This is a genomic window from Streptomyces deserti (assembly GCF_054782695.1).
Window position 1 is genome coordinate 32,541 of the sequence record NZ_BAAGRZ010000007.1, and the last position, 22,488, is coordinate 55,028.

Annotated in this window: 21 protein-coding genes and 1 riboswitch; of the genes, 9 read left to right on the top strand and 12 right to left on the bottom strand. The window is 72.3% G+C overall.

All coding sequences use genetic code 11. The annotated features are described in order from the left end of the window. Window positions 1-162: 162 nt before the first annotated feature. Window positions 163-2,577, bottom strand: a complete 2,415-nt coding sequence (locus ACYVMZ_RS15010) for an MMPL family transporter (protein ID WP_461080044.1) — start codon at window positions 2,575-2,577, stop codon at window positions 163-165. A gap of 164 nt (window positions 2,578-2,741) precedes the next feature. On the opposite strand from ACYVMZ_RS15010, the gene ACYVMZ_RS15015 reads away from it, so the two are divergent. Together ACYVMZ_RS15015 and ACYVMZ_RS15020 are read left to right on the top strand one after the other, a co-directional pair. After that, window positions 2,742-3,470 (top strand): response regulator transcription factor, encoded by a 729-nt coding sequence (locus ACYVMZ_RS15015; RefSeq protein ID WP_461079654.1) that lies wholly within the window; start codon window positions 2,742-2,744, stop codon window positions 3,468-3,470. Then, complete coding sequence (locus ACYVMZ_RS15020) at window positions 3,467-4,924, top strand: sensor histidine kinase (RefSeq protein ID WP_461079656.1); 1,458 nt, start codon at window positions 3,467-3,469, stop codon at window positions 4,922-4,924. The genes ACYVMZ_RS15015 and ACYVMZ_RS15020 overlap by 4 nt, the downstream gene beginning before the upstream one ends. Before the next feature lie 21 nt (window positions 4,925-4,945). Here the strand turns inward: ACYVMZ_RS15020 and ACYVMZ_RS15025 are convergent, their stop codons facing one another. From ACYVMZ_RS15025 to ACYVMZ_RS15040, 4 genes are all read right to left on the bottom strand, one after another. After that, entirely contained in the window at window positions 4,946-6,499 is a 1,554-nt protein-coding gene (locus ACYVMZ_RS15025; RefSeq protein WP_461079658.1) for an ABC transporter substrate-binding protein, read from the bottom strand. Window positions 6,500-6,773: 274 nt separating this feature from the next. Continuing rightward, window positions 6,774-6,992 (bottom strand): hypothetical protein, encoded by a 219-nt coding sequence (locus ACYVMZ_RS15030; protein WP_461079660.1) that lies wholly within the window; start codon window positions 6,990-6,992, stop codon window positions 6,774-6,776. Between the two features lie 211 nt (window positions 6,993-7,203). After that, the gene (locus ACYVMZ_RS15035) at window positions 7,204-8,646 is read right to left on the bottom strand and encodes a metallophosphoesterase (RefSeq protein ID WP_461079662.1); all 1,443 of its coding nucleotides are present in this window, start codon (window positions 8,644-8,646) and stop codon (window positions 7,204-7,206) included. 202 nt (window positions 8,647-8,848) lie between these two features. Further along, window positions 8,849-9,088: an SCO4848 family membrane protein gene (locus tag ACYVMZ_RS15040; protein ID WP_461079664.1), complete on the bottom strand. Its 240-nt coding sequence runs from the start codon at window positions 9,086-9,088 to the stop codon at window positions 8,849-8,851. Window positions 9,089-9,179: 91 nt separating this feature from the next. On the opposite strand from ACYVMZ_RS15040, the gene ACYVMZ_RS15045 reads away from it, so the two are divergent. Then, window positions 9,180-10,502, top strand: coding sequence for a D-alanyl-D-alanine carboxypeptidase family protein (locus ACYVMZ_RS15045; protein ID WP_461079666.1), 1,323 nt, complete (start codon window positions 9,180-9,182; stop codon window positions 10,500-10,502). Here the strand turns inward: ACYVMZ_RS15045 and ACYVMZ_RS15050 are convergent. Genes ACYVMZ_RS15050 through ACYVMZ_RS15065 form a run of 4 tightly spaced genes read right to left on the bottom strand, consistent with a single transcriptional unit; the run spans window position 10,450 to window position 13,317 of the window. Beyond that, complete coding sequence (locus tag ACYVMZ_RS15050) at window positions 10,450-11,367, bottom strand: YihY/virulence factor BrkB family protein (RefSeq protein ID WP_461079668.1); 918 nt, start codon at window positions 11,365-11,367, stop codon at window positions 10,450-10,452. The two genes, ACYVMZ_RS15045 and ACYVMZ_RS15050, sit on opposite strands and share 53 nt — an antisense overlap. Further along, window positions 11,355-11,792, bottom strand: coding sequence for a GtrA family protein (locus ACYVMZ_RS15055; protein WP_461079670.1), 438 nt, complete (start codon window positions 11,790-11,792; stop codon window positions 11,355-11,357). The genes ACYVMZ_RS15050 and ACYVMZ_RS15055 overlap by 13 nt, the downstream gene beginning before the upstream one ends. Continuing rightward, a complete protein-coding gene (locus tag ACYVMZ_RS15060; RefSeq protein ID WP_461079672.1) occupies window positions 11,789-12,769 on the bottom strand; it encodes a decaprenyl-phosphate phosphoribosyltransferase in 981 nt (326 codons plus the stop codon). Before ACYVMZ_RS15060 ends, ACYVMZ_RS15055 begins: the two co-directional genes overlap by 4 nt. Further along, entirely contained in the window at window positions 12,766-13,317 is a 552-nt protein-coding gene (locus ACYVMZ_RS15065; RefSeq protein ID WP_461080046.1) for a phosphatase PAP2 family protein, read from the bottom strand. The genes ACYVMZ_RS15060 and ACYVMZ_RS15065 overlap by 4 nt, the downstream gene beginning before the upstream one ends. 177 nt (window positions 13,318-13,494) lie before the next feature. Here ACYVMZ_RS15065 and ACYVMZ_RS15070 point away from each other — a divergent pair, with 177 nt between their 5' ends. Both ACYVMZ_RS15070 and ACYVMZ_RS15075 read left to right on the top strand, forming a co-directional pair. Beyond that, window positions 13,495-14,874 carry an FAD-binding protein gene (locus tag ACYVMZ_RS15070; RefSeq protein WP_461079674.1) on the top strand — a complete coding sequence of 460 codons (1,380 nt, stop codon included), beginning with the start codon at window positions 13,495-13,497 and terminating at the stop codon, window positions 14,872-14,874. Between the two features lie 8 nt (window positions 14,875-14,882). Beyond that, entirely contained in the window at window positions 14,883-15,638 is a 756-nt protein-coding gene (locus tag ACYVMZ_RS15075; protein WP_461079676.1) for a decaprenylphospho-beta-D-erythro-pentofuranosid-2-ulose 2-reductase, read from the top strand. A 62-nt stretch (window positions 15,639-15,700) separates the two neighbouring features. On the opposite strand, the gene ACYVMZ_RS15080 is transcribed toward ACYVMZ_RS15075, so the two are convergent. Together ACYVMZ_RS15080 and trpS are read right to left on the bottom strand one after the other, a co-directional pair. Then, a complete protein-coding gene (locus ACYVMZ_RS15080) occupies window positions 15,701-16,282 on the bottom strand; it encodes a 2'-5' RNA ligase family protein (protein WP_461079678.1) in 582 nt (193 codons plus the stop codon). Window positions 16,283-16,459: 177 nt separating this feature from the next. After that, window positions 16,460-17,473 carry a tryptophan--tRNA ligase gene (gene trpS / locus ACYVMZ_RS15085; RefSeq protein WP_461079680.1) on the bottom strand — a complete coding sequence of 338 codons (1,014 nt, stop codon included), beginning with the start codon at window positions 17,471-17,473 and terminating at the stop codon, window positions 16,460-16,462. A gap of 131 nt (window positions 17,474-17,604) precedes the next feature. On the opposite strand from trpS, the gene ACYVMZ_RS15090 reads away from it, so the two are divergent. The 4 genes from ACYVMZ_RS15090 to ACYVMZ_RS15105 all read left to right on the top strand — a co-directional run bounded on the left by ACYVMZ_RS15090 (window position 17,605) and on the right by ACYVMZ_RS15105 (window position 20,677). After that, window positions 17,605-18,174: an RNA polymerase sigma factor gene (locus tag ACYVMZ_RS15090; protein WP_461079682.1), complete on the top strand. Its 570-nt coding sequence runs from the start codon at window positions 17,605-17,607 to the stop codon at window positions 18,172-18,174. Beyond that, window positions 18,167-19,075: a hypothetical protein gene (locus ACYVMZ_RS15095; protein WP_461079684.1), complete on the top strand. Its 909-nt coding sequence runs from the start codon at window positions 18,167-18,169 to the stop codon at window positions 19,073-19,075. Before ACYVMZ_RS15090 ends, ACYVMZ_RS15095 begins: the two co-directional genes overlap by 8 nt. A gap of 140 nt (window positions 19,076-19,215) precedes the next feature. After that, entirely contained in the window at window positions 19,216-19,902 is a 687-nt protein-coding gene (locus ACYVMZ_RS15100) for a hypothetical protein (protein WP_461079686.1), read from the top strand. Window positions 19,903-19,987: 85 nt separating this feature from the next. Next, window positions 19,988-20,677: a hypothetical protein gene (locus tag ACYVMZ_RS15105; RefSeq protein ID WP_461079688.1), complete on the top strand. Its 690-nt coding sequence runs from the start codon at window positions 19,988-19,990 to the stop codon at window positions 20,675-20,677. Between the two features lie 17 nt (window positions 20,678-20,694). On the opposite strand, the gene ACYVMZ_RS15110 is transcribed toward ACYVMZ_RS15105, so the two are convergent. Next, window positions 20,695-22,143 (bottom strand): glycine hydroxymethyltransferase, encoded by a 1,449-nt coding sequence (locus ACYVMZ_RS15110; RefSeq protein ID WP_461079689.1) that lies wholly within the window; start codon window positions 22,141-22,143, stop codon window positions 20,695-20,697. Between the two features lie 32 nt (window positions 22,144-22,175). Further along, window positions 22,176-22,262: riboswitch (ZMP/ZTP riboswitch) on the bottom strand. Window positions 22,263-22,488: the final 226 nt, after the last annotated feature.

The following is a 22,488-nucleotide window of genomic DNA, read 5'->3' on the forward strand; positions in this document are numbered from 1 at the left end:
GTGCTGACTGGATCTTCGACCGTACGCTTCCGGTCGCCGCGGCCGCTCGTGCGCGAGATGCACGAGACGCACGAGACGCACGAGCTGTTCACGGACGTCCTGCCGGGGACGACGAAGGCGCTGTCCGGCCCCGGCAGGACGTCCGCTTCCTGAGCGCTCAGGTCAGTTGACGGCGTCCACCTCGCTCGCCGCCAGCTCCACGTCGTACACCAGCGGCCCGTCCGTCACGGCGACCTGCGTCGCCCGGGAGGGGTACGAGGGGGCCGTCGTCGCCAGCAGGTAGGTGCCCGGCGCCGGGACCGACACGATGTACGAGCCGTCGGCCAGCGAGGTCACGCGGTCCAGTTGGCGGCCGCCCTGGGTCAGGAGCGTCACGACCGCGCCGTCCACCGGGGCGCCGTCGGGACCGCGGACGAAGCCGTGCACGACCGAGGCCCTGCCTTCCGCGGGCGGGTCCTGTGCCGCCGTCTCCTCCTTCGGTTCCACCGCGAGGTGCGGCAGCCGCTTCTCCAGCCCGGCCGGCAGCCACCAGTTGGCCTTCCCGAGCAGATGCATCGCGGCCGGCACCAGGGCCGTACGCAGGATGAACGCGTCCAGGGCGACCGCGGCGGCGAGGCCGACACCGGCCATGGCCGCGCCGTAGTCGCCGCTGAGGACGAAGGCCAGGAAGACACAGACCATGATCAGGGCCGCCGAGTTGATGACCCGGCTGGTCTCGGCGAGGCCCACCCGCACCGCGCGCGCGTTGTCCTTCGTGTGCACCCACTCCTCGTGCATCCGGCTGACCAGGAACACCTGGTAGTCCATGGAGAGGCCGAAGAGCAGGGACAGCATGATGATCGGCAGGAAGGCCGCGATCGGGCCCTCCTCGCCGAGGCCGAGCAGGTCCAGGCCCCAGCCCCACTGGAAGATCGCCACGAGGACGCCGAAGGAGGCCGCCGCCGCGATCAGGTTCATCACGGCGGCCGTCAGCGGGACGACGAGGGAGCGGAAAGCGACCAGCAGGAGCAGGAAGCCGAGACCGATGATCGTGGCGATGAAGTACGGCAGACGGTCGCCCGTGACCGACGCGAAGTCCTTCGACACGGCGGTCACACCGCCCACGTGCGCCTCCACGCCGGCGTCGGGGATGACGTCGTCGCGCAACGTTTCGATCAGGCGGTCCGTCTCCTCGGCCTGCGGCGAGGTGGTCGGCACCACCTGGATCACCGTGACGCCGTTGGCGGGCGGCGCGGAGACGGCCTGCGCGACGCCGTCCGTCTCCCGGAGGGCGCTGACCAGCGCGTCGGTTCCCTCCCCGTTCACGACCACCTGCAGCGGGCCGTTGAAGCCGGGGCCGAAGCCCTCGGCGAGCAGGTCGTAGGCCTTCCTGGTCGTCATCGACGCGTCGTCGTTGCCCTGGTCGACGGTGCCGAGGCGCAGGGACAGCAGCGGCAGGGCGAGCGCGGCCATCAGGACGACGGCCAGGGCGGCGACGGAGCGCGGGCGGCGTTCGACGGTCGCGGACCAGCGTGCCGCGAGGCCGCTCGTCCGCTCCGGCTCGGGGCCCTGCGCGGCGAGCCTGCGGCGCTGGCGGCGGCTGAGCACCCGGTGGCCGAGGAGACCGAGCAGGGCGGGCAGCAGGGTGACGGCCGCGAGCACGCTGAGGACCACGGTGAGCGAGGTGCCGATGACCACACCGTCCAGGAACCGCAGGTTCGTCACCAGCATCCCGGCGAGCGCGATGCACACCGTGCCGCCCGCGAACAGCACCGCCCGTCCCGAGGTGTTGAGGGCCATGACCGCCGACTCCTCCGGGTCCACGCCGCGCAGGATGCCGCGCCGGTGCCGCGTGACGATGAACAGGGCGTAGTCGATGCCGACGCCGAGGCCGATCAGCGTGGACAGCAGCGAGGCGAGTTCGGGCACGTTCGTGACGTGGCTGAGCAGTTGCGTGGAGAACAGGCCGGTGCCGACGCCGAAGACCGCCACCACGATCGGCAGCAGCATCGCGAAGACCGACCCGAAGGCCAGGAACAGCACGACGGCCGCCGCGAGGATGCCGACCAGTTCGGCGGTGCCGGTGGGCGGCTCCTGCACGCGCGTGATGGCCTGGCCGCCCAGCTCGACCTGCAACCCGTCGCCGCCGGCGTCCTTCGCCGTGTCGACGACGTCCTGGACCAGCTCCTTGGGCACGGCGTTCGCCTGCTCGGCGAACGTCACCTGCGCGTAGGCGATCCGCCCGTCCCGGCTGATCTGCGCGGCGCCCTGGGCACCGTACGGGCCGGTGACCTCACCGACCCCCTCCATCCTTCCTATCTCCTCCAGCGCGGGCTCGATCCGGGACCGTACGGACTCGTCCCGTACGGATGCCCCGTCCTCGCCGTCCACCTTCCACACCACCGCGTCGGTGTCGCCCGCGCGCTCCGGGAAGGCCTTCTCCATAAGGTCGTACGCGCGCTTGGAGTCCGTGTTCGGGAGGGAGAAGACCTCCGCGTAGTTCGTGCCCGCGGTCGTGCTCGCCGCGCCCAGCCCGAACAGCGCCCCCACCCACAGCAACAGGACCACCAGCCGGTGCCGATAGCACCACCGTGCCAATGCCGCCACGCTCAACGCTCCTTCGTCGGTCGGTTGGTCCCCCAGGTCCTGGGCAACAGAATGGGCGGCGGCACGCGTGCGTGGACACGACGTGCCCATGACTCTCAAGGAACTCCAAAGCGCGAACCGGCCCCGCTGTCAGTGGTCGCGCAGATACTGGGGGCATGACGACGGCTCCTGGCACCGTGCTGGTCGTGGAGGACGAGGAGTCCATCGCGGACGTCCTCGCCATCGCGCTGCGCTACCACCGGTTCGAGGTCATGACGGCGGGCACGGTCCGCGAGGCGATCGCGCTCGTCGAGCACACGCGCCCGGACGCCGCGCTGCTCGACGTCATGCTCCCGGACGGCGACGGCCGGGCGCTGGGCCGCGAACTGCGCGCGCGGCGCCCCGAGTTGGCATTGCTGTTCCTGACCGCGCGCGACGCGCCCGCCGAGATCGTCGGCGCCCTCGGCTTCGGCGACGACTACATCACCAAGCCGTTCAACATCGACGAGGTCGTCGCCCGCCTCCAGGCGGTGCTGCGCCGCACCCTCCCCCAAGCTCTCGACCCCGCTCGAGCAGGGGGCACCCCCATGGCCGACGTCCTGCCGCAGCGGCCGCCCCTGCGGTACGGCGACCTGGAGCTGGACGAGACGACGTACAGCGTCCGCCGCGCGGGCCGCACGGTCGAGCTCACCCCCACCGAGTACGCGCTGCTGCGTTTCCTGGTGCGCAACGGCGGCCGGATCGTGCCCAAGGAGCAACTCCTCAAGCACGTGTGGCAGTACGAGCACACCCCGCCCGAGTCGACGGTCGTCGAGACGTACATCAGTTACCTGCGGCGCAAGCTCCACGCGCTGGGCCCGCCGGTGATCACGACCCGGCGCGGGGTCGGTTACGGGCTGGCATGAGGATCCGGTTGCGGTGGCCGCGCTGCGAGCGCGGCATCCACTCCCTGCGGGGCAAGCTGACGCTGGCGAACGTGGCGCTGCTGGCCCTCGGCATCGTCGTGGCCACCGCCGTCAGCGTGATGGGCATGCGGCACTACCTGCTCGACCAGATCGACTCCGAGCTGACCAAGACGCGCGACTCCCTGGGCAGTTCGCGGCTCACCCTGCGGCAGATCGACTCGCTGAGCGTGCTGGGATTCGTCCGCGACCGGCTCGGTCCCCCCGACGACGACCGTCCGAAACCGGAGACGATCTTCGCCGCGGTCGACGGCCGGGGTGAGGCCGTCGGCATCCTCGGATTCCAGCCGACCGAGGCCCAGCGCGCCCTGGCGAAGGCCGTCCCCGACCCGCGCACGCTGACCGCGGACCCCGAACCGCACGACGTCACGGTGCGGGGTACCGCCTACCGGGCGACCGCGACACAGCTCGCCGACGGCACGTACATCCTGCTCGCCAGCTCGACCGACGCCCTCCACGAGGGCGTCGCGAAGGCCGTGAGACTCGACCTCGCCATGGGCACGCTGCTGCTGGCGCTGCTGGCCTGCCTGACGATGTTCAGCGTGCGCCGCCGGATGCGGCCGCTGGAGGACATGGTGGAGACCTCGTCGGCGATCGCCGAAGGCGATCTGACCCGGCGCGTCCCCTCCAGCCGCGACCCCACCCTGGAGGTGGAACAGCTGCGGATCGCCCTCAACTCCATGCTCCACCAGGTCGAGTCGGCCTACCGCACCCGCGAGCGCAGCGCGGCCCAGCTGCGCCGCTTCGTCGCCGACGCCTCGCACGAGCTGCGCACCCCGCTGTCCGCGATACGCGGCTACCTCCAGCTGTACGACAGGGGCATGCTCACCGACCCGGCCGAACGCAGGCGCGCCTGGGACCGGATGATGGCGGAGGCCGACCGCATGGGGCGGCTCGTCGACGAGCTGCTCACCCTGGCCCGCCTCGACCAGCAGCCCGAACTGCGCTTCCGGAACGTCGACATCAGCCGCCTGGTGCGCGACGCGGCCGAGGACCTGCGCGTGCAGCAGCCCCGGCGGCCGCTCACCGTCGACGCCGAGGGCGCTGTGCTGATCCGCGCCGACGAGTCCGGGCTGCGCCAGGTCCTCGGCAACCTGCTGGGCAACGTACGGACGCACACGCCCGAGGACGTGCCGGTGCGGCTCGGTGTGGAGCGCCTGGACGGCGCCGTGACGCTGTGCGTCGAGGACAAGGGGCCGGGCCTCACCGAGGAGGACGCGGCCCGCGTCTTCGACCGCTTCTTCCGGGCCGGCGGGGGCGCGGGCAGCGGGCTGGGCATGGCGATCGTGCAGGGGGTGGTCCGGGCGCACGGCGGCGAGGTGACCGTGCGGACGGCACCGGGCGAGGGACTGGCGGTCACGGTGACCCTGCCGGTGCGGGCGGCCGTGCCGGCGTAGCAGGGGCGGCCGCCGGGCACGTCAGAGCCGGTCCAGGCGCCAGAGGCGGAAGACGCCCGTGCCGTCCGACAGGTACTGGCCGCCGCCGATGTCCTCGCTGGTGACGACGTACTCCTTGGCCTGCCACAGCGGGATGACCGGCACGTCGTGGGCGATGGTCTCCTGCAGCTCGCGGAAGTCCTGGGTGGCCTCGCCGCGGTCGGCGTAGCGCTGGCTGGCCTGGATGAGCCGGTCGACGGTCTTGCTGCTGTAGCCGGTGTTCATGGTGCCGCCGGTGCCGACGAGCGGGCCGCCGAAGGTGTCGGGGTCGGGGAAGTCGGCGACCCAGCCGACGGCGTACGCGTCGAGTCGGCCGCTCGCCCACTGCTTCTGGAAGTCCGTCCACTCGTAGCCCCGTACGGTCACCTTGAACAGGCCGGTCGCCTCCAGCTGCCGCTTGATCTCCGCGGCCTCCTCGGCGGCGGCGCCGCGGCCCTTGGCGTAGCCGTAGGTGAAGCGGACCGGGAGGCTCACACCGGCCTCGGTGAGTAGTTCCCGGGCCTTCTTCGGGTCCTGCTCGGGGTAGTCGTCGAAGAACGAGGTGGTGTGGCCCGTGATCCCGGTCGGGATCAGCGAGTAGAGCGAGTCGACGGTGCCCTCGTACACGGTCGCGGCCAGCCGTTCGCGGTCGATGAGCCAGGCCATGGCCTGCCGTACGCGCGGGTCGTGCAGCGGCTTGCCCGCTCGGGTGTTGAAGTACAGGTTGCGGGTCTCGGAGCTGTCGGCCTCGAAGACGCGCTGCCGGGGGTCGCTCGGGTTCAGGCCGGCGAGGACCTTGGGCGGCAGCTGGCGGGTGGCGACGTCGACCTGCTTGGCGTTCCAGGCGTGGTCGAGGGCGTCCGGGTCGGCGTAGTAGCGCAGTTCGACGGGGCTGCCGGTGTCCTTGACCGCGCCCTCGTAGCGCCCGTTGGGCGTGAGGACGGCCTCCTTGCCCTTCGTGTACGAGGTGAGGGTGTACGGGCCGGTGCCGTCGACACCGTTGCCGGTGCGCAGCCGGTTCGCCGGGTACGTGGCGGGGTCGACGATCGAACCGGCGCCGGTGGCCACCTTGAACGGGAAGGTGGCGTCGGGCGAGGACAGCCGGAACGTGACGGTCCGCCCGTCGGCGCTCACCGAGGACAGGGTCTCCAGCAGGGATGCCGGGCCGACGGCGGAGTTGATCTTCTTGATGCGGTCGAAGGAGTACTTCACGTCCTCGGCGGTCACCGCCTTGCCGCTCGGGAAGGTGAGGCCCTCGCGCAGTTCACAGCGGTAGGTGCGCAGGTCGCTGCCGACGAACCCGCAGCTCTGCGCGGCGTCTGGCACGGGCTGCGCGCCGCCCGGCTCGAAGGTCAGCAGCGACTGGAAGACGTTGCTGAACAGCGCCCAGGATCCGGCGTCATAGGCGCCGGCCGGGTCGAGGGAGGTGACGGCGTCCGTCGTGCCGACCCTGATGGCGGCCTTGCTCCCCCGCGACGGCAGCAACTGCCAGGCGCCCACCCCCACGGCCGCCAGGACCAGCAGTCCCGCGAGTATCCGTATGCGAACCGACCGCATCGGTCCTGTCCTCCCCAGACCCGGCACGGGCCCTGCGTGCGTATGCCACCCCCCTGGGTGGCCGGCTCACCCAATCACAGCTGTTTCAGCAGGGGGAAGGGAGATGTGCCGAGTTGGGAAAGAACTTACCCTGTGGTGTCTTTCGCCCGGTTCACCAGGGCTCCCACCGCAAGTGAGCCGGCGCACGTCCGCCGGGTCCGGCGCACGGCCGCCGGGTTCAGTTCCCGGCGGCCTGCGCGGCCACGAGGGCCGCGACCCGGGCGGTGTTTCTTGGTCACCAGGTGGTCGCCGGTGCGCGGCGCGCAGCCGGGGACCAGTGGGTCGGGGCGGCGTCGATGCCGCCGTCCGTGCCGTCGGCTCGGTCGTACCCGACGAGGACGACGGTCGAGGAGCCGGTGTCCGTGGAGTGTTCGCGCAGCCTCGCGCACGCGTCGACGAACGTGTGGCCGGACGAACTGTGCCGGCCTGCTCGCCGCGGACGGGTGCTTCGCACGCCACGACCACCTCGCACCGGGCTGTCCGTCCGCCTGTCCGTCCGCGCCCGCCGGTGCCGGAGCGGGCCGCCCGGCTCGCCGCGTCGCCACCGCGTGGCCCGGAGGAGTCCATGACCACGGTCGGCCGACGGTCGGCGGGTTCTGGTGGGGCCTGTGGTGCGACGGCCGCATCTTCGAGGTCGAGACGTCGAGACGCTGTGCCTGCTGTCGTCAGGCCTGCCGCGACGCCAGCTCGATCACCGTGATGTCCGACGGCGCGCCCACCCGGGTCGGCGGGCCCCAGGCGCCCGCGCCCCGGCTGACGTAGAGCTGGGTGTCTCCGTAGCGCTCCAGGCCCGCGAGGGTCGGGTTGGCGGCGGAGGCGATGAGGTTGCCGGGCCAGAGCTGGCCGCCGTGGGTGTGGCCGGAGAGCTGGAGGTCGACGCCGTGTTCGACGGCCTCGTGGATCTGGACCGGCTGGTGGGCGAGGAGCACGCACGCGCGTGCCCGGTCCCGGTCGCCCAGGGCCCGGGCGAAGTCGGGGCCCTGCCCCTCCTCCTCGCCCGCCACGTCGTTCACCCCGGCCAGGTCGAAGTGCGGGAGCTCCGTACGCGCGTTCTCCAGGGGGCGCAGGCCCAGGCGTCGTACCTCCTCGACCCACTGCTCGGCACCCGAGAAGTACTCGTGGTTGCCGGTGACGAAGTAGGAGCCGTGACGGGCCCTCAGCTGCGCCAGGGGGGCGGCCGCCGGGCCCAGGTCCTTGACGCTGCCGTCGACCAGGTCGCCGACGACCGCGATGAGGTCGGGCTGGGTCGCGTTGATCTTGTCGACGACCTGCTGGGCGAAGCCCCGGCCGAGGACCGGGCCCAGGTGGATGTCGCTGACCACCGCGATGCGGTAACCATGCGCCGCGCGCGGGAGCTTGGCCAGGGGGACGGTGACCCGCTTCACCTTCGGGCCGCTCAGCACGCCGTACGTGCCGTACCCGACGGTCCCGACGGCGGCCGCGGCGGCGGCACCCGCGACCACTCGGGAGACGAAGAGGCGGCGGGAGGGGCCGACAGGTCTGGACGGGCCGGACGGACCGTCCGGCCCGGAGGGGGTGGTGCCGATGGTCGGGCTCGGCTGCGGCTCGGGTGCCGCCACGGAGTTCTGCTCGGGCCCGCTCGTCGCGATCACGGAGCCCGGCTCCTGGCCGCTCACCGCCACTGCGGGCATCCGCTGCGGCTCCGCCACCTGCGACGCCCCTCCGGCCGCGACCGTCCCCGTCTTCGTCCCCGTCTTCGGCTCCGGCTCCGGCTCCCGCTCCGGCTCCGGCTCCGGCTCCGGCACGGTCCCCGCCGTCGCGCTCCCCCGCCGTTCCACGAAACGTCGCAGCAGGGGGCGTACGACCTCGCCCGCCAGCACCGCCAGCACCAGGTAGATCGACAGCGCCATCCACAGGAAGCCCGGCCAGGCCAGGACGCGCTGGAGCCAGAAGGGCGCACCGGCGCGCTCGGCGACGACGGCCGCGACGGTCAGCGCCCAGCCGCCGGCGATCAGCACGGCGCCCGCGCGGCGCACGAGGCCCGGACCGCGGGTCGTGTCGCGGAACAGGCGACGCCACACCCACCAGTTGGCCGTCACCAGGACGGCCACGACCAGCAGCGCGACGAGCGCGAAGACGATGACCACGCGACGAGTTCCCCTCCGGTGTGCGTGCTGAGTGAACGTCCTGCGTATCCGTCCTGTTCCTGTGACGCGCGGCGCGTTCCTGTGACGTGCGACGCAGGGGTGCTTCACCTGAGGTCTGGCGCAGCACCCGCCATGACGTGCGACGCAGCGCGTCCTATGACGTCCGGCGCAGTGCGCGCTATGACGTCCGGCGCGGCGCGTCCTATGACGTCCGGCGCAGTGCGCGCAGACCGCGCAACCCGATGACCCCGATGGCCGTCCCCAATACGAAGGAAACGACGGCGAGCAGCAAGTGCACCCAGAAGTACGCCGTCGGGTGACCGTCGTCGAACGCGAGCCCGCTGCTGTCCTTGATCAGGTTTTTGACGAAAGTGATCCAGATGACCCAGCTCCACACCCCGAAGGCGAGCAGGAACCAGGAGACGGGGCGGCTGAGCTTCATACGTCCAGTATCGCCACCGCGTGTCCGGTTCCGTGCCCGGGGTGGGGGCGGAAGCGGGACTTCCCCGCACGCGCCAGGTACTTTCTCGATCGTGCCCGCACCCAAGAAGACCGTCAGGCGATCCCTGCTGGTCACCTCCGCCGCCCTGCTGTCCACCGCGCTGACCGCGCCCGCCGCCTTCGCCGCCCCGAGCCCCTCGGGCAGTCCGTCCGCGAGCCCGTCGGGCAGCCCTTCGGCGAGCCCGTCGGCCACTCCCCCGGTGACGATGTCGACCGTGGGCGGGGCCCGGCTCGGGCAGCCCGGGACGCAGGTCAACCTCGCGAGCGGTGTGCCGGTGCTGCCGAAGGACGTGACGGCCCGTTCGTGGATCGTCGCCGACGCCGAGTCCGGCGAGGTGCTCGCCGCGCACAACGCGCACTGGCGGCTGGCCCCGGCGAGCACGCTGAAGATGCTGTTCGCGGACACCCTGCTGCCGAAGTTCCCGAGGACGATGAAGCACAAGGTCGTCCCCTCCGATCTGGCCGGTATCGGCCCGGGCTCCAGCATGGTCGGGATAAAGGAGAACGAGACGTACACCGTCCACGACCTGTGGCTCGGCGTCTTCCTGCGCTCCGGCAACGACGCCGTGCGCGTGCTGTCCGCGATGAACAAGGGCGTCGAGAACACCGTCAGGGAGATGAACGAGCACGCCGAGGAGCTCCAGGCCCTCGACACGCACGTGGTCAACCCCGACGGCTACGACGCGCCGGGCCAGGTCTCCTCCGCGTACGACCTGACGCTGATCGCCCGCTCCGGGCTGCAGAAGAAGGACTTCCGCGAGTACTGCTCGACGGTTCGCGCCAAGTTCCCGGGCGAGACGAAGAAGAGCAAGAAGGGCAAGGCGGTTCGCGAGTCCTTCGAGATCCAGAACACCAACCGGCTGCTGTCCGGCGACTCCGGCATGCCGGTCTACCAGGGCATCGCGGGCGTCAAGAACGGCAACACCACCAACGCGGGCGCCACCTTCACCGGCGTCGCCGAGCGGAACGGCAAAGTGCTACTCGTCACGGTCATGAACCCGGAGAAGGACGAGCACAACGAGGTCTACAAGGAGACCGCCCGCCTGTTCGACTGGGGCTTCAAGGCGGTCGGCAAGGTGCAGCCGGTGGGCGAGCTCGTGCCGCCGAAGGGCGCCGCGCAGGCCGAAGCCCAGCCGGGTGCCGACGCCTCCGGTGAGGCCGGTGGCTCCGGGGACGGCACGGCCGGGACGGGGTCGAAGCCGGTGGCCAGTGCCCCGGCCGCGGACGGCTCCAGCGGCATGGGGGTCGCGCTCGCGGTCACCGGCGGGGTGCTGGTACTGCTCGCGGGCGGCGCGTTCCTGGTCACCCGCCGCTGGCCGCTGCCGGATCTGGTGCGCCGTCGGACCCGTCCCTGACGTCCGGCACCTCCACCTCCTTGCTCTGCGTCGCCGTCCAGGCGGCGCAGAACAGCACCAGCTTGGACGTGAAGTTGATCCACAGCAGCAGGGCGACGGGCACGCCGAACGCGCCGTACATGCTCTTCGCGGCCACGCCCTGCAGATAGCCGCTGAGCAGCAGTTTCAGCAGTTCGAAGCCGACCGCTCCGGTCAGCGCGGCCACCACCAGGCGGTGCCGCGTGGGTTCGACGCCGGGCAGCAGGGTCAGGACGTACAGCAGGAGCAGGAAGTCGGCGAGTACGGCGATGGCGAACGCGGCGACGTACAACAGGCCCCCGCCCCAGCCGCCCCCGCTGATGCCGATCTGCCGGATGATCCAGCCGACCATCGCGGAGGCGACGGCGGAGGCGGCGATCGTGACCAGGACGGCGCCGCCCAGGCCGACGAGGACGCCCGCGTCCTTGGCCTTGCGCAGGACCGGGTTCTCCTCCTCGTCGGGCAGCTCCCACACCGCACGCAGGCACTCGCGCGTCAGGCCGGCCCAGCTGATGCCCGTGAACAGCAGCAGGGCGCCCGCGATGAGACCGATGGTGCCGGCGTTCTGCACCAGGCCGTCGATGTTCAGCTGGTCGGATATGCCGGGCACCTGCTCGGCGATCTTGTCCTCCAGCATGTTCTGCTGCTCGGTGCTGAGCGTGGCGGCGGCGATCGTGGCGGCCACGGTCAGCAACGGGAAGAGCGCGACGAAGCTGGTGAACGTCATCGCGGCGGCCAGTCGCGTCCACTTCACCCGGTCCAGCCGCTCGTACGACCGCCACGCGTGCGTGACCATCAGCCGCGCCAGCCACGGCCCGACGACGGGGAGCTTTTTCAGCCAGTCCATGATCCGACTCTGCCCTTCTGGCGGAACACCCATGTCCGAGTGCCCCAGAAGCGCAGAACCGTGGCGAGCGCCATGCCGACGACCGCCCCGGAGACGGTGTCCGCGCGCTGCGAGGTGAGGCCGAGGCCGTAGTGGCTGACGGCCAGACAGAGCAGCTGAACGGCGCCACCGGCGAGGTTCACCGCGAAGAAGACGGCGTACGGACGCAGCCCGCGCACGCGCGTGCCGCGGTAGGTGCCGAGCGCGTTGCCCGCGTACGCGACCGAGCAGCCCGCCACGAAGGACAGTGCCTTGGCGGTGAGCGGGTCGAGGGCGGCGGGGCCGCGCAGGTACGTGAAGAGGGCCAGGTCGGTGGCGTAGGCGAGCAGGCCGGCGGAGGCGAAGCCGAGCAGTTCGCGGCGGGTCGCCCGCGTGCGCGTGCTCACCAATTCACCACCGCCAGGCCGTACATCGCCAGCCAGCTCACGCCGATCAGGGCGAGGGCGCGGTCGCGCAGGACGACGTCCTCGGGTTCGCCGGCCGTGCCGCGGTCGGCGAAGACGGCGTACCGGAGGACGGCGAGGATGAAGGCGACCATGGACAGCTGCCGCCAGGGCAGCACGCTGGTGTGCGGCACGCCGCCCTCCTCCAGGGCCCACAGGCAGTAGCCGAGGACCGCGACGCCGGCCGCGAGCTGCCAGACGAAGCGGAGGTAACCGGTGGTGTACTCGGTGAGCAACGCGCGCGTGGCGCCCGCTTTTCCGGCCATCTGCACGGCTTCGGAGTAGCGCTTGGCCGACACCATGAACAGGGCGCCGAAGCCGGTCGTGATCAGGAACCAGCGCGACAGCGGGATGCCGAGGGCGAGTCCCCCGACCACCGCCCGCATCAGGAAGCCGGTCGTGACGACGACGAGGTCGACGACGAGGACGTGCTTGAGGCTGACGCAGTACGCCAGTTGCATGCCGAGATACGCGGTCAGCAGGGCGCAGACGGCCGGGGAGCACAGCCAGGCCGCGGCGGCGGGCGCGAGGACGGCGAGGGCGCCGCCGACGGCGTACGCGACGGGCACGGGGACCTGTCCGGCGGCGACCGGCCGGTGGCGTTTGACGGGGTGCGCGCGGTCGGCCTCGGCGTCGCGGGCGTCGTTGACGAGGTAGACGGCGGCGGCGCTGGCCGTGAACAGGGCGAAGAGGAGCGCGAGTTGAACGAGGGCGTGCCGGGAGAACAGCTCGCCGGCGGCCGCCGGGGCGGCGATCACGAGGATGTTCTTGACCCACTGCTTGGGGCGCGCGGTGCGGAGCAGGCCGCCCAGGAGCGTGCCTGTGCGGCGGGGCGGCGTGGCAGGCCGGGGCTCGCGCTGCTCCAGCGGCGCCGCCTCGGCGAGGCGCGCGGTGCCCGTCAGGGGCGCGGTCTCGGTCATGCCCGTCCCCCTCGCATCCAGCGCGTACCGAGGCGTGCCGTGAGCGCCCCGAGGGCCGCGCCCGCCGCCACGTCCGAGGGGTAGTGGACGCCGACGACCAGCCGGGAGAGGCACATCGCGGCGGCCAGCGGCGGGACCGCGTAGGCCCCCAGGGTGCCGAAGGCGACCGCGGCGGCCGCTGCGGAGGTCGCGTGGGAGCTCGGGAAGGAGTGCCGGCCGGCGGTGCGCACCAGGGGCTCGACATGCGCGGGGCGCGGACGGCGCACGATCCGCTTCACGCCCATGCTGGCGAGGTGCGCGCCCGCGGTGAGTGCCGTTCCGCGCAGCCAGGCGCCGCGCCGCGCACCGTCCACGGCGGCTCCGGTGAGACCGGCCGCGATCCACAGCGCCGCGTGCTCGCCGGCCCAGGACAGGGCACGCGCGGCAGTGGCGACTCGCGGGTCACCGCCGCAGGCGTGGAGCACGGCGAGGATCCGGTGGTCCATGTCGTCGAGGCCGCTGTCGTGGAGATCGCTGTCGTCGAGGTCGTTGTCGTGAAGGTCGCCCATGTGATCCATGTCGTCCGTGTCGGCCATGTCATCCATGTCGTCCATGTGGATTCACTGTTCACGCCGACACGGCCGGAACTCCGGCAATATTGGGCGACATCCCATTAATCACCCATTTCGGGGAGAGATGCCATGTTTCTGAACTAATCGCCACATAGCGGCGATACGGTCACCCACATGTCTGCCGACACCGTTTCCGACACGGGCTGGGACCGCACCACGGTCACCGGTTGGGGCCGCACCGCTCCCACCTCCGCCCGCCTGATCCGCCCGCGGACGTACGAGGAGGCCGCGGCCGCCGTCCGGGACTGCGGCGCCCGAGGCGGCATCCCCCGGGGCCTGGGACGGGCGTACGGGGACGCGGCGCAGAACGCCGGCGGGGCCGTGCTCGACATGACGGGCCTGGACCGCATCCACGCGATCGACGCCGACGGCGGCACCGTCCTGTGCGACGCGGGCGTGTCCCTGCACCGGCTGATGGAGGTCCTGCTGCCGCTCGGCTGGTTCGTGCCGGTGACGCCCGGCACGCGCTACGTCACCGTCGGCGGGGCGATCGGCGCGGACATCCACGGCAAGAACCACCACGTCTCGGGCTCCTTCTCCCGGCACGTGCTGTCGCTGGAACTGCTCACCGCCGACGGCGCGATCCGCACCGTGCGCCCCGGCACGCCCCTGTTCGACGCCACCGCGGGCGGCATGGGCCTGACCGGCGTGATCCTGACGGCGACGGTGCGCCTCCAGCCGGTCGAGACGTCCCTGATGTCGGTCGACACCGAGCGCGCGACGGACCTCGACGACCTCATGGCCCGCCTCGCGGCCACCGACCACCGCTACCGCTACTCGGTCGCCTGGATCGACCTGCTGGCACGCGGCGCGGCGACGGGCCGGGCGGTCCTCACCCGCGGCGACCACGCACCCCTGGGGGCCCTGCCGAAGGGCACACGCGCGTGGCGCGCCCCCCTCGCTTTCCGCACCCCCCGCTTCCCGGCCGCCCCCGCCTTCCTCCCGGAGGGCCTGCTCACCCGGACGACGGTGGGCCTGTTCAACGAACTCTGGTACCGGAAGGCGCCACGCGCACGTACCGGCGAACTGCAGCAGATCCCCGCCTTCTTCCATCCCCTGGACGGCGTGCCCCACTGGAACCGGATCTACGGCCGCGCCGGCTTCGTCCAGTACCAGTTCGTCGTCGGCCACGGCCGGGAGGACGCCCTGCACCGGATCGTGCGACGCATCTCCGAACGCCGCTGCCCGTCCTTCCTGGCCGTCCTCAAGCGCTTCGGGGAGGCCGACCCGGGCTGGCTGTCGTTCCCCGTGCCCGGCTGGACCCTGGCCCTGGACATCCCCGCGAACCTGCCCGGCCTCGGCGCCTTCCTCGACGAACTCGACGAGGAGGTGGCCGCGGCCGGCGGGCGGGTCTACCTCGCCAAGGACTCCCGGCTGCGGCCAGAACTGCTCGCCGCGATGTACCCGCGGCTGGACGACTTCCGCGCCCTGCGCGCCGAGCTCGACCCGCGCGGGGTGTTCATGTCCGACCTGGCCCGCCGCCTCACCCTCTAGGAGCTGTCGTGAAGGACGCCTTCGGCCTCCCCCAGTCCCTGCTCGTCCTCGGCGGTACGTCCGAGATCGCGCTGGCCACCGCCCGCCGTATGATCGCCCGCCGCACCCGCACGGTGTGGCTGGCGGGCCGCCCGTCGCCCGCCCTGGAACAGGCCGCCGAGCAGCTGCGCCGCCTCGGGGCGGACGTGCACACCGTCGCCTTCGACGCTCTCGACCCCACCTCCCACGAGTCCGTGCTCGGCAAGGTCTTCGCCGAGGGCGACGTGGACATGGTGCTGCTCGCCTTCGGCGTCCTCGGCGACCAGGCCCGCGACGAGCGGGACCCGGAGGCCGCGGTCCGGGTCGCGCAGACCAACTACACCGGCGCGGTCTCGGCGGCCCTGGTGTGCGCCCGCGCGCTCCAAGCCCAGGGCCACGGCTCCCTGGTCGTGCTGTCCTCCGTCGCGGGCGAGCGGGCCCGCCGCGCCAACTTCATCTACGGCTCCAGCAAGGCCGGCCTGGACGCCTTCGCCCAGGGCCTGGGCGACGCGCTGCACGGCACGGGCGTGCACGTCATGGTCGTACGCCCCGGCTTCGTCCGTACGAGGATGACCGCCGGCCTGGAGGAGACACCGCTCGCGACGACGCCGGAGGCGGTCGCGACGGCGATCGAGGTCGGTCTGCGGCGCCGCTCGGAGACGGTGTGGGTGCCCGGCGCGCTGCGCGTGGTGATGTCGGCGCTGCGGCATCTGCCGCGCGGGGTGTTCCGCCGGCTGCCGCTCTGACGGGGGCGGCCCGGCGCAAGGGCTCCTAGCCCTGCTCGGCTCGAAGGAACCTCGGTGGCCCGTCAGTGGGCCGGCAGCGATCCCCGCTCCACCGGCGCCGACGCCTGCGGCGGCACGACGGACGAGCCGAAGGGGAACTCCCGCAGCTTCCGCCAGACGCCGTCGGCGCCCTGCTCGTACAGCGCGAAGCCGGTGCACGGCCATTCGGCCTCGTAGTCGGCGAGTTCCTCGTACGCCCGGTCCATCGCCGCCTCGTCGATGCCGTGGGCGACGGTGACGTGCGGGTGGTACGGGAACTGCAGTTCGCGGGCGACGGGCCCGGAGGCGTCGCGGACCTGCTTCTGCAGCCAGGTGCAGGCCTCGGCGCCCTCGACGACCTGGACGAACACGACCGGCGACAGGGGCCGGAAGGTGCCGGTGCCGGAGAGCCGCATGGGGAACGGCCGGCCGGACGCGGCGACCTCCGTGAGGTGCGCCTCGATCGCCGGGAGGGCGGCGTCGTCGACCTCCGTCGGCGGCAGCAGGGTGACATGCGTGGGGATGCCGTGAGCCGCGGCGTCGCCGAAGCCCGCGCGCAGCTGCTGGAGCTGGCTGCCGTGAGGCTCCGGGACCGCGATCGAGACACCGATCGTTACGGTCCCCACGTCGTCTCCTGTCGTGTCGTCGGTGTGGCTCGTCCTGTTGATGAGCGTGAGTGGCCGCTGACGCGTCACCCGGCTATCGACTGTACGGCCACGGGTGTGTTGCGGGCAGGCGCAACCGGAGTGATGTGCAGCGCTCTGCGGTGGTACGGCTCGGCGTCGGGGCGGGTTCGTGCGGGTTCAGTGCTTGGCGGGCAGGAAGCCCACCTTGTCGTACGCCTGGGAGAGGGTCTCCGCGGCGACGGCACGCGCCTTCTCCGCGCCCTTGGCCAGGATCGAGTCGAGCGTCTCGGGGTCGTCCAGGTACTGCTGGGTGCGCTCCCGGAACGGCGTCACGAACTCGACCATGACCTCGGCGAGGTCCGTCTTGAGCGCACCGTAGCCCTTGCCGGCGTACTTCTCCTCCAGTTCACCGATACCCGTCCCGGTGAGGGTCGAATAGATGGTGAGGAGATTGCTGATGCCGGGCTTGTTCTCGACGTCGTAGCGGATGACCGTGTCGGTGTCGGTGACCGCGCTCTTGACCTTCTTGGCGGTGGTCCTGGGCTCGTCGAGGAGGTTGATGAGGCCCTTCGGCGTGGACGCCGACTTGCTCATCTTGATCGACGGGTCCTGAAGGTCGTAGATCTTCGCCGTCTCCTTGAGGATGTACGGCTTCGGGACGGTGAAGGTCCGGCCGAAGCGGCCGTTGAAGCGCTCGGCGAGGTCGCGGGTGAGCTCGATGTGCTGGCGCTGGTCCTCGCCGACGGGGACCTCGTTGGCCTGGTACAGCAGGATGTCCGCGACCTGGAGGATCGGGTACGTGAACAGGCCGACGGAGGCGCGGTCGGCGCCCTGCTTGGCTGCCTTGTCCTTGAACTGGGTCATGCGGGAGGCCTCGCCGAAGCCGGTGAGGCAGTTCATGACCCAGCCGAGCTGGGCGTGCTCGGGGACGTGGCTCTGGACGAAGAGCGTGCAGCGCTCCGGGTCGAGCCCGGCGGCCAGCAGCTGGGCGGCGGCCAGGCGGGTGTTGGCGCGCAGGTCCTTCGGGTCCTGCGGAAGCGTGATCGCGTGCAGGTCGACGACCATGTAGAACGCGTCGTGGGTCTCCTGCAGGGCCACCCACTGGCGGACGGCGCCGAGGTAGTTGCCGAGGTGGAACGAGCCTGCGGTGGGCTGGATTCCGGAGAGCACGCGGGGTCGATCAGAGGCCATGCCCATCATTCTCTCAGGTCTCGGGGGTCGATCCGGAACTGGTCCGAAACAGGTGGGAACCGATCCGTGCCCTGCGGTGTAACAAGATAGTGAGGACGCGGGAGGGGGGCCGCATCGTCGATGAGGCCGCGGTGATCGCACGCGTACGCGCCGGAGAGCCGGAGGCGTACGCGGACCTGGTGCGGGCCCATACGGGCATCGCGCTCAGGGCGGCCGCCGCGCTCGGGGCGGGTGCGGACGCGGAGGACGTGGTGCAGCAGGCCTTCGTCAAGGCGTACTGCGCGCTGGGCCGCTTCAAGGACGGCATGGCGTTCAAGCCGTGGCTGCTGGCGATCGTCGCCAATGAGACGAGGAACACGGTGCGCACGGCGGCGCGGCAGCGCACGCTCGCCGGCCGGGAAGCGGCGTTCGTGGAGGCGGAGCCGCTGATACCGGAATCGGCGGACCCGGCGGTGGCGACGCTCCGGACGGAGCGCCGCGCGGCGCTGCTGGCCGCCCTGGAGAAGCTGAGCGAGGAGCACCGCCTGGCCGTCACCTACCGGTATCTGCTGGAGATGGACGAGCCGGAGACGGCCCAGGCCCTGGGCTGGCCCCGGGGGACAGTGAAGTCCCGGCTCAATCGAGCGCTGCGGAAGCTGGCCCGCCTGCTGCCGGATTTCCAGCCTGGGGAGTCTGGGGAAGGGGGTGAGAGGCGTGAGTGAGTCGTACGACGGTGACGGCGGCGAGGGCCGTCGGCGCGCGGAGGCCGCCCGGCTGCGGGAGGAGCTGAAGGCGCTGGGCCGGTCGCTGGACGCGCCCGGCGGGGCCGGGGCCGAGTCGATGGTCGAGCGGGTGCTGGAGCAGATACTGGCCGAGCGTGTGCCGGTGGCGGAGCCGCCGGGGGCCGGTGAGCGGCTGCGGGAGAGGTTGCGGGCGGCTCGGCGCTGGACGCGTGCGCGGTGGCGGTCGATCACGGCGGCGCTGTGCGGGCTGCTGACGGTCCTCGCGCTCACTCCCCCGGTGCGGGCGGCGGTGTCCGACTGGTTCGGCTTCGGCGGCGTCGAGGTGCGGTACGACCCGTCGGCGGTGCCCTCTGTGGGTGCCCAGGTGCCCGGCTGCGGCCGGTCGGTGTCCCTGGCCGAGGCGGAGCGGCGGGCCAGGTTCACGCCGCTGATGCCGGACGTGCTGGGGACGCCGGACGCGGTGACGGTGAGCGGTCTGCCGCGTGGGCGGGTCCTGGTGAGCCTGTGCTGGCGCGAGCGGGGCCACACCATCCGGCTCGACGAGTTCCGGGCGCGGCTGGACCCCAGCTTCATCAAGACGGTGCGTGAGCAGCCGGAGCTGCTGCCACCGATCGGTGCCGCTCCGGCCGACGGTATTCCGGACCCGGCTCTGTGGTTTCCCCGGCCGCATCAGCTGAGCTTTCCGCTGGTGGGCCCGGGCGGCGACCGCTACACGTGGCGGAAGCGCACGGCGGGGCCGACCCTGCTGTGGACCTCGCCGGGCGGCGAGGGCGTCGTCACGCTCCGTCTGGAGGGTGTGGGGTCGAAGGAGCGCGCGGTGGAGATCGCGGCGTCGCTGGAGCAGCGGGACCGACCGCCCTCCGGCCGGTCCCCGAAATAGCGGGCGCGCAGTGGGAACCCCGACGGGCCGGGCGGTGTACCAGAAGTGACAGGCGGCCCGCGGACGGGCCGCGCGGATCAGTCGCTTCGGGGGTTCGGATGCACCGGTGGAGGAACAGGGCACGGGAACTGACCGCGTGGATGGGGGCGTTGGCGGCGAGCGTGGCCCTGGTCGTGTGGGGAGGCTCGTCCGCCTCGGCCGGAGGGCCGACGAGCGCGCTCGTGGTCTCGCCGGGGAGCGGGGAGACGGCGTCGCTGCACAACAACGACACGGAGTACCGGGAGCTGGAACGGCTGCTGGGCCCACTAGGAGGGGCGGGCACGCGCACCAAGCCCCCGGAGGCCGTCCTGGAGGCCTCCCACCGGATCAACGTCACGTGGCTGATCCACGACGTGGAGCCCTGGCGGGTCGACCAGGTGTACGTGGGGAACGACAGCGGCGGCAACGTCTGGATACACACCACGTCGAAGCCGACGGAGTCCTTCGACGGTCTCTGGCATCGCGCCCGGCAACCCGTCCCGCTGCGGGACCTGCTGACGGAGCTGGGGGTGATGGGCGAGGCCACGCATGAGGACGGCTCCGGCTCCGGCGTCGCCCCGGTCCCGGCGCAGACGGACGGCGCCCGGTCTTCGGCGGCGGGCCCGGCGGCCTCGGCTACCGGCACCCGGGCGGCAGCGGCGGAGGACGGCACGGACTGGTGGTGGGCGCTGCCGGGCGCGGCGGCCGGAGCGGGGCTGGCGCTGGTGCTGCGGCCACTCGCCGCGCGGATGGCACGGACCCGACGGGAGCGGGCCGCGGAACCGCGGCAGGACGTGCTCGATGCGTGAGACCTGGTGACATGAGGCCCCGGGGGGACGGATGACTGGTCGGATGGCAGACCGGATGGCAGGTCACGAAGGTCGGCGTACCAGGGTGCGGTCGAGGAAGGGCCCGAGGGTCCGGCTCGCGGTGGTACCGGCGGCGGCGGTGGCCCTGCTCGCAGTGCCGGTGGCCGGGGTGGCCGCGCAGCCACAGGGCCGTGACACCCCCGACCTGGCGCTGGTCGTCGGCCGCACGGGAGGGACGGCGGCCGTGCACTCCGGTGAGCCCGGGTTCGCCCGGCTGTGGCAGTTGCTGCAGCCGGCCTACACCGGAACGGAGCGGGTGCCGGAGGACTGGCTCCGGGGCGGGCATCCGCCCGTGCGGATCACCGTGGTGTGGGGTCTGTCGGGCGTCGGGGGCTGGCCGCAGACGAACAGGCCGCCCGGCGGTGATGTGGCCCTGCAGCGGCAGGACCAGTTGTTCGTCGCCGAGGACGGCACACCGTGGGTGCGTTCGGATCCGTCGCCGGAGGTGGCGGACGACGACATCCGCTGGCATCGGGCGCCGCGTTCGCTCTACGCGTGGATGGAGCGGGCGGGGCTGCTCGGTGAGCCGGTGCAGCGGAGCGCCGCCGCCGAGTCCGCGGAAACCGGGTGGACGGGCGCGGCGGGCGGTGTCTGCTGGGCAGCGGCGGGCCTGGCCGCCGGGGTCGGAGGCACGCTGCTGATACGCCGCGCGGCGGCCCGGCGCGAAGCCGGACCGCCGCGGGAGGAGCCGCGACAGGAGCTCATCGATCTGTGAGCCCTTGCCGGAAGGCGTCAGCCGAGGTCGATCTCCGAGTAGAGCGGGAAGCCCTTGAGGAGGTCGGTGGCGCGGTGGGAGATCTCGTCCGCGACCTTGGGGTCCAGGACGTGCTGGGCCTTGGACGGGGCGCCCTTGCTGGTGGTGCCGGGCTCGGTGGTGGTGAGGACACGGTCGATGAGGGCCGCGATCTCGTCCATCTCGGCGGTGCCGAGGCCACGGGTGGTCAGGGCGGGGGTGCCGATGCGGATGCCGGAGGTGTACCAGGCGCCGTTGGGGTCGGCGGGGATGGCGTTGCGGTTGGTGACGATGCCCGACTCGAGCAGGGCGGCCTCGGCCTGGCGGCCGGTCAGGCCGTAGGAGGAGGCGACGTCGATCAGGTTGAGGTGGTTGTCGGTGCCGCCGGTGACCAGGGTGGCGCCGCGGCGCATCAGGCCCTCGGCCAGGGCGCGGGAGTTGTCGACGATGCGCTGGGCGTAGTCGCGGAAGGACTCCTGGCGGGCCTCGGCCAGGGCGACGGCCTTGGCGGCCATGACGTGCGGCAGCGGGCCGCCGAGGACCATCGGGCAGCCGCGGTCGACCTGGTCCTTGAGGGAGTCGTCGCACAGCACCATGCCGCCGCGCGGGCCGCGCAGCGACTTGTGGGTAGTGGTGGTGACGATCTGGGCGTGCGGGACCGGGTCGAAGTCACCGGTCAGCACCTTGCCGGCCACCAGGCCCGCGAAGTGCGCCATGTCCACCATCAAGGTCGCCCCGACCTCGTCGGCGATCTCCCGCATGATGCGGAAGTTCACCAGACGGGGATAGGCGGAGTAGCCGGCGACGATGATCAGCGGCTTGAACTCGCGGGCGGAGGCACGTAGGGCCTCGTAGTCGAGGAGGCCGGTGGCCGGGTCGGTGCCGTAGGAGCGCTGGTCGAACATCTTGCCGGAGATGTTCGGGCGGAAGCCGTGGGTGAGGTGGCCGCCGGCGTCCAGGGACATGCCGAGCATGCGCTGGTTGCCGAAGGCACGGCGCAGTTCGGACCAGTCGGCCTCGGTGAGGTCGTTGACCTGGCGGACGCCGGTCTTCTCCAGGAAGGGGGCTTCCACGCGCTGGGCGAGGACGGCCCAGAAGGCGACGAGGTTGGCGTCGATGCCGGAGTGCGGCTGGACGTAGGCGTGGCGGGCGCCGAAGAGCTCCTTGGCGTGCTCGGCGGCGAGGGACTCGACGGTGTCGACGTTGCGGCAGCCGGCGTAAAAACGGCGGCCGATGGTGCCCTCGGCGTACTTGTCGCTGAACCAGTTGCCCATCGCCAGGAGGGTGGCCGGGGAGGCGTAGTTCTCGGAGGCGATCAGCTTGAGCATCTCGCGCTGGTCGGCGACCTCCTGGCCGATGGCGTCGGCGACGCGCGGCTCGACGGAGCGGATCACATCAAGGGCGGCACGGAAGGCGGTGGAAGCGGTGGAGAGGGGCTCGGCTGACATGGGGGACCTCCGGACGTTGCGTTCAGCGTTCACGGTACGGCCCAGGCGCACGGCACTCATCAATCGGGCCGCTCCCCGATGGTCGGTCCCATCCCAGCGCGCCAGTCACGGCCCGCGATCAGCCTACCGGGCGACCGGTGGTGGGGTGGGCCGAGGTCCATCCTGCGCGCGGGGGCGGGACGGGAGCGTGGGGGCGAGGGGCGGGGCGAGGGGCGGTCCGTGTGCGCGCCGAGGACCGCTCGCCGTCGTCGCCCTGGCCGTGACCCGGCTCCTGCCGGAGCTGCCGCGGCTGCCGTGCGTCAGCGTCCGGGTGCCGTCCGGGTGGGTGTACGGGGTGTCGCTGAG

What these genes read in the sequence shown, in the direction of transcription:
- ACYVMZ_RS15015 (WP_461079654.1), top strand. Translation starts at nt 2,742, where the DNA reads ATGACGACGGCTCCTGGCACCGTGCTGGTCGTGGAGGACGAGGAGTCC.
- ACYVMZ_RS15060 (WP_461079672.1), bottom strand. Translation starts at nt 12,769, where the DNA reads ATGACCGAGACCGCGCCCCTGACGGGCACCGCGCGCCTCGCCGAGGCG.
- ACYVMZ_RS15040 (WP_461079664.1), bottom strand. Translation starts at nt 9,088, where the DNA reads ATGAAGCTCAGCCGCCCCGTCTCCTGGTTCCTGCTCGCCTTCGGGGTG.
- ACYVMZ_RS15025 (WP_461079658.1), bottom strand. Translation starts at nt 6,499, where the DNA reads ATGCGGTCGGTTCGCATACGGATACTCGCGGGACTGCTGGTCCTGGCG.
- ACYVMZ_RS15065 (WP_461080046.1), bottom strand. Translation starts at nt 13,317, where the DNA reads ATGGGCGACCTTCACGACAACGACCTCGACGACAGCGATCTCCACGAC.
- ACYVMZ_RS15110 (WP_461079689.1), bottom strand. Translation starts at nt 22,143, where the DNA reads ATGTCAGCCGAGCCCCTCTCCACCGCTTCCACCGCCTTCCGTGCCGCC.
- trpS (WP_461079680.1), bottom strand. Translation starts at nt 17,473, where the DNA reads ATGGCCTCTGATCGACCCCGCGTGCTCTCCGGAATCCAGCCCACCGCA.
- ACYVMZ_RS15020 (WP_461079656.1), top strand. Translation starts at nt 3,467, where the DNA reads ATGAGGATCCGGTTGCGGTGGCCGCGCTGCGAGCGCGGCATCCACTCC.
- ACYVMZ_RS15100 (WP_461079686.1), top strand. Translation starts at nt 19,216, where the DNA reads ATGGGGGCGTTGGCGGCGAGCGTGGCCCTGGTCGTGTGGGGAGGCTCG.
- ACYVMZ_RS15070 (WP_461079674.1), top strand. Translation starts at nt 13,495, where the DNA reads ATGTCTGCCGACACCGTTTCCGACACGGGCTGGGACCGCACCACGGTC.
- ACYVMZ_RS15050 (WP_461079668.1), bottom strand. Translation starts at nt 11,367, where the DNA reads ATGGACTGGCTGAAAAAGCTCCCCGTCGTCGGGCCGTGGCTGGCGCGG.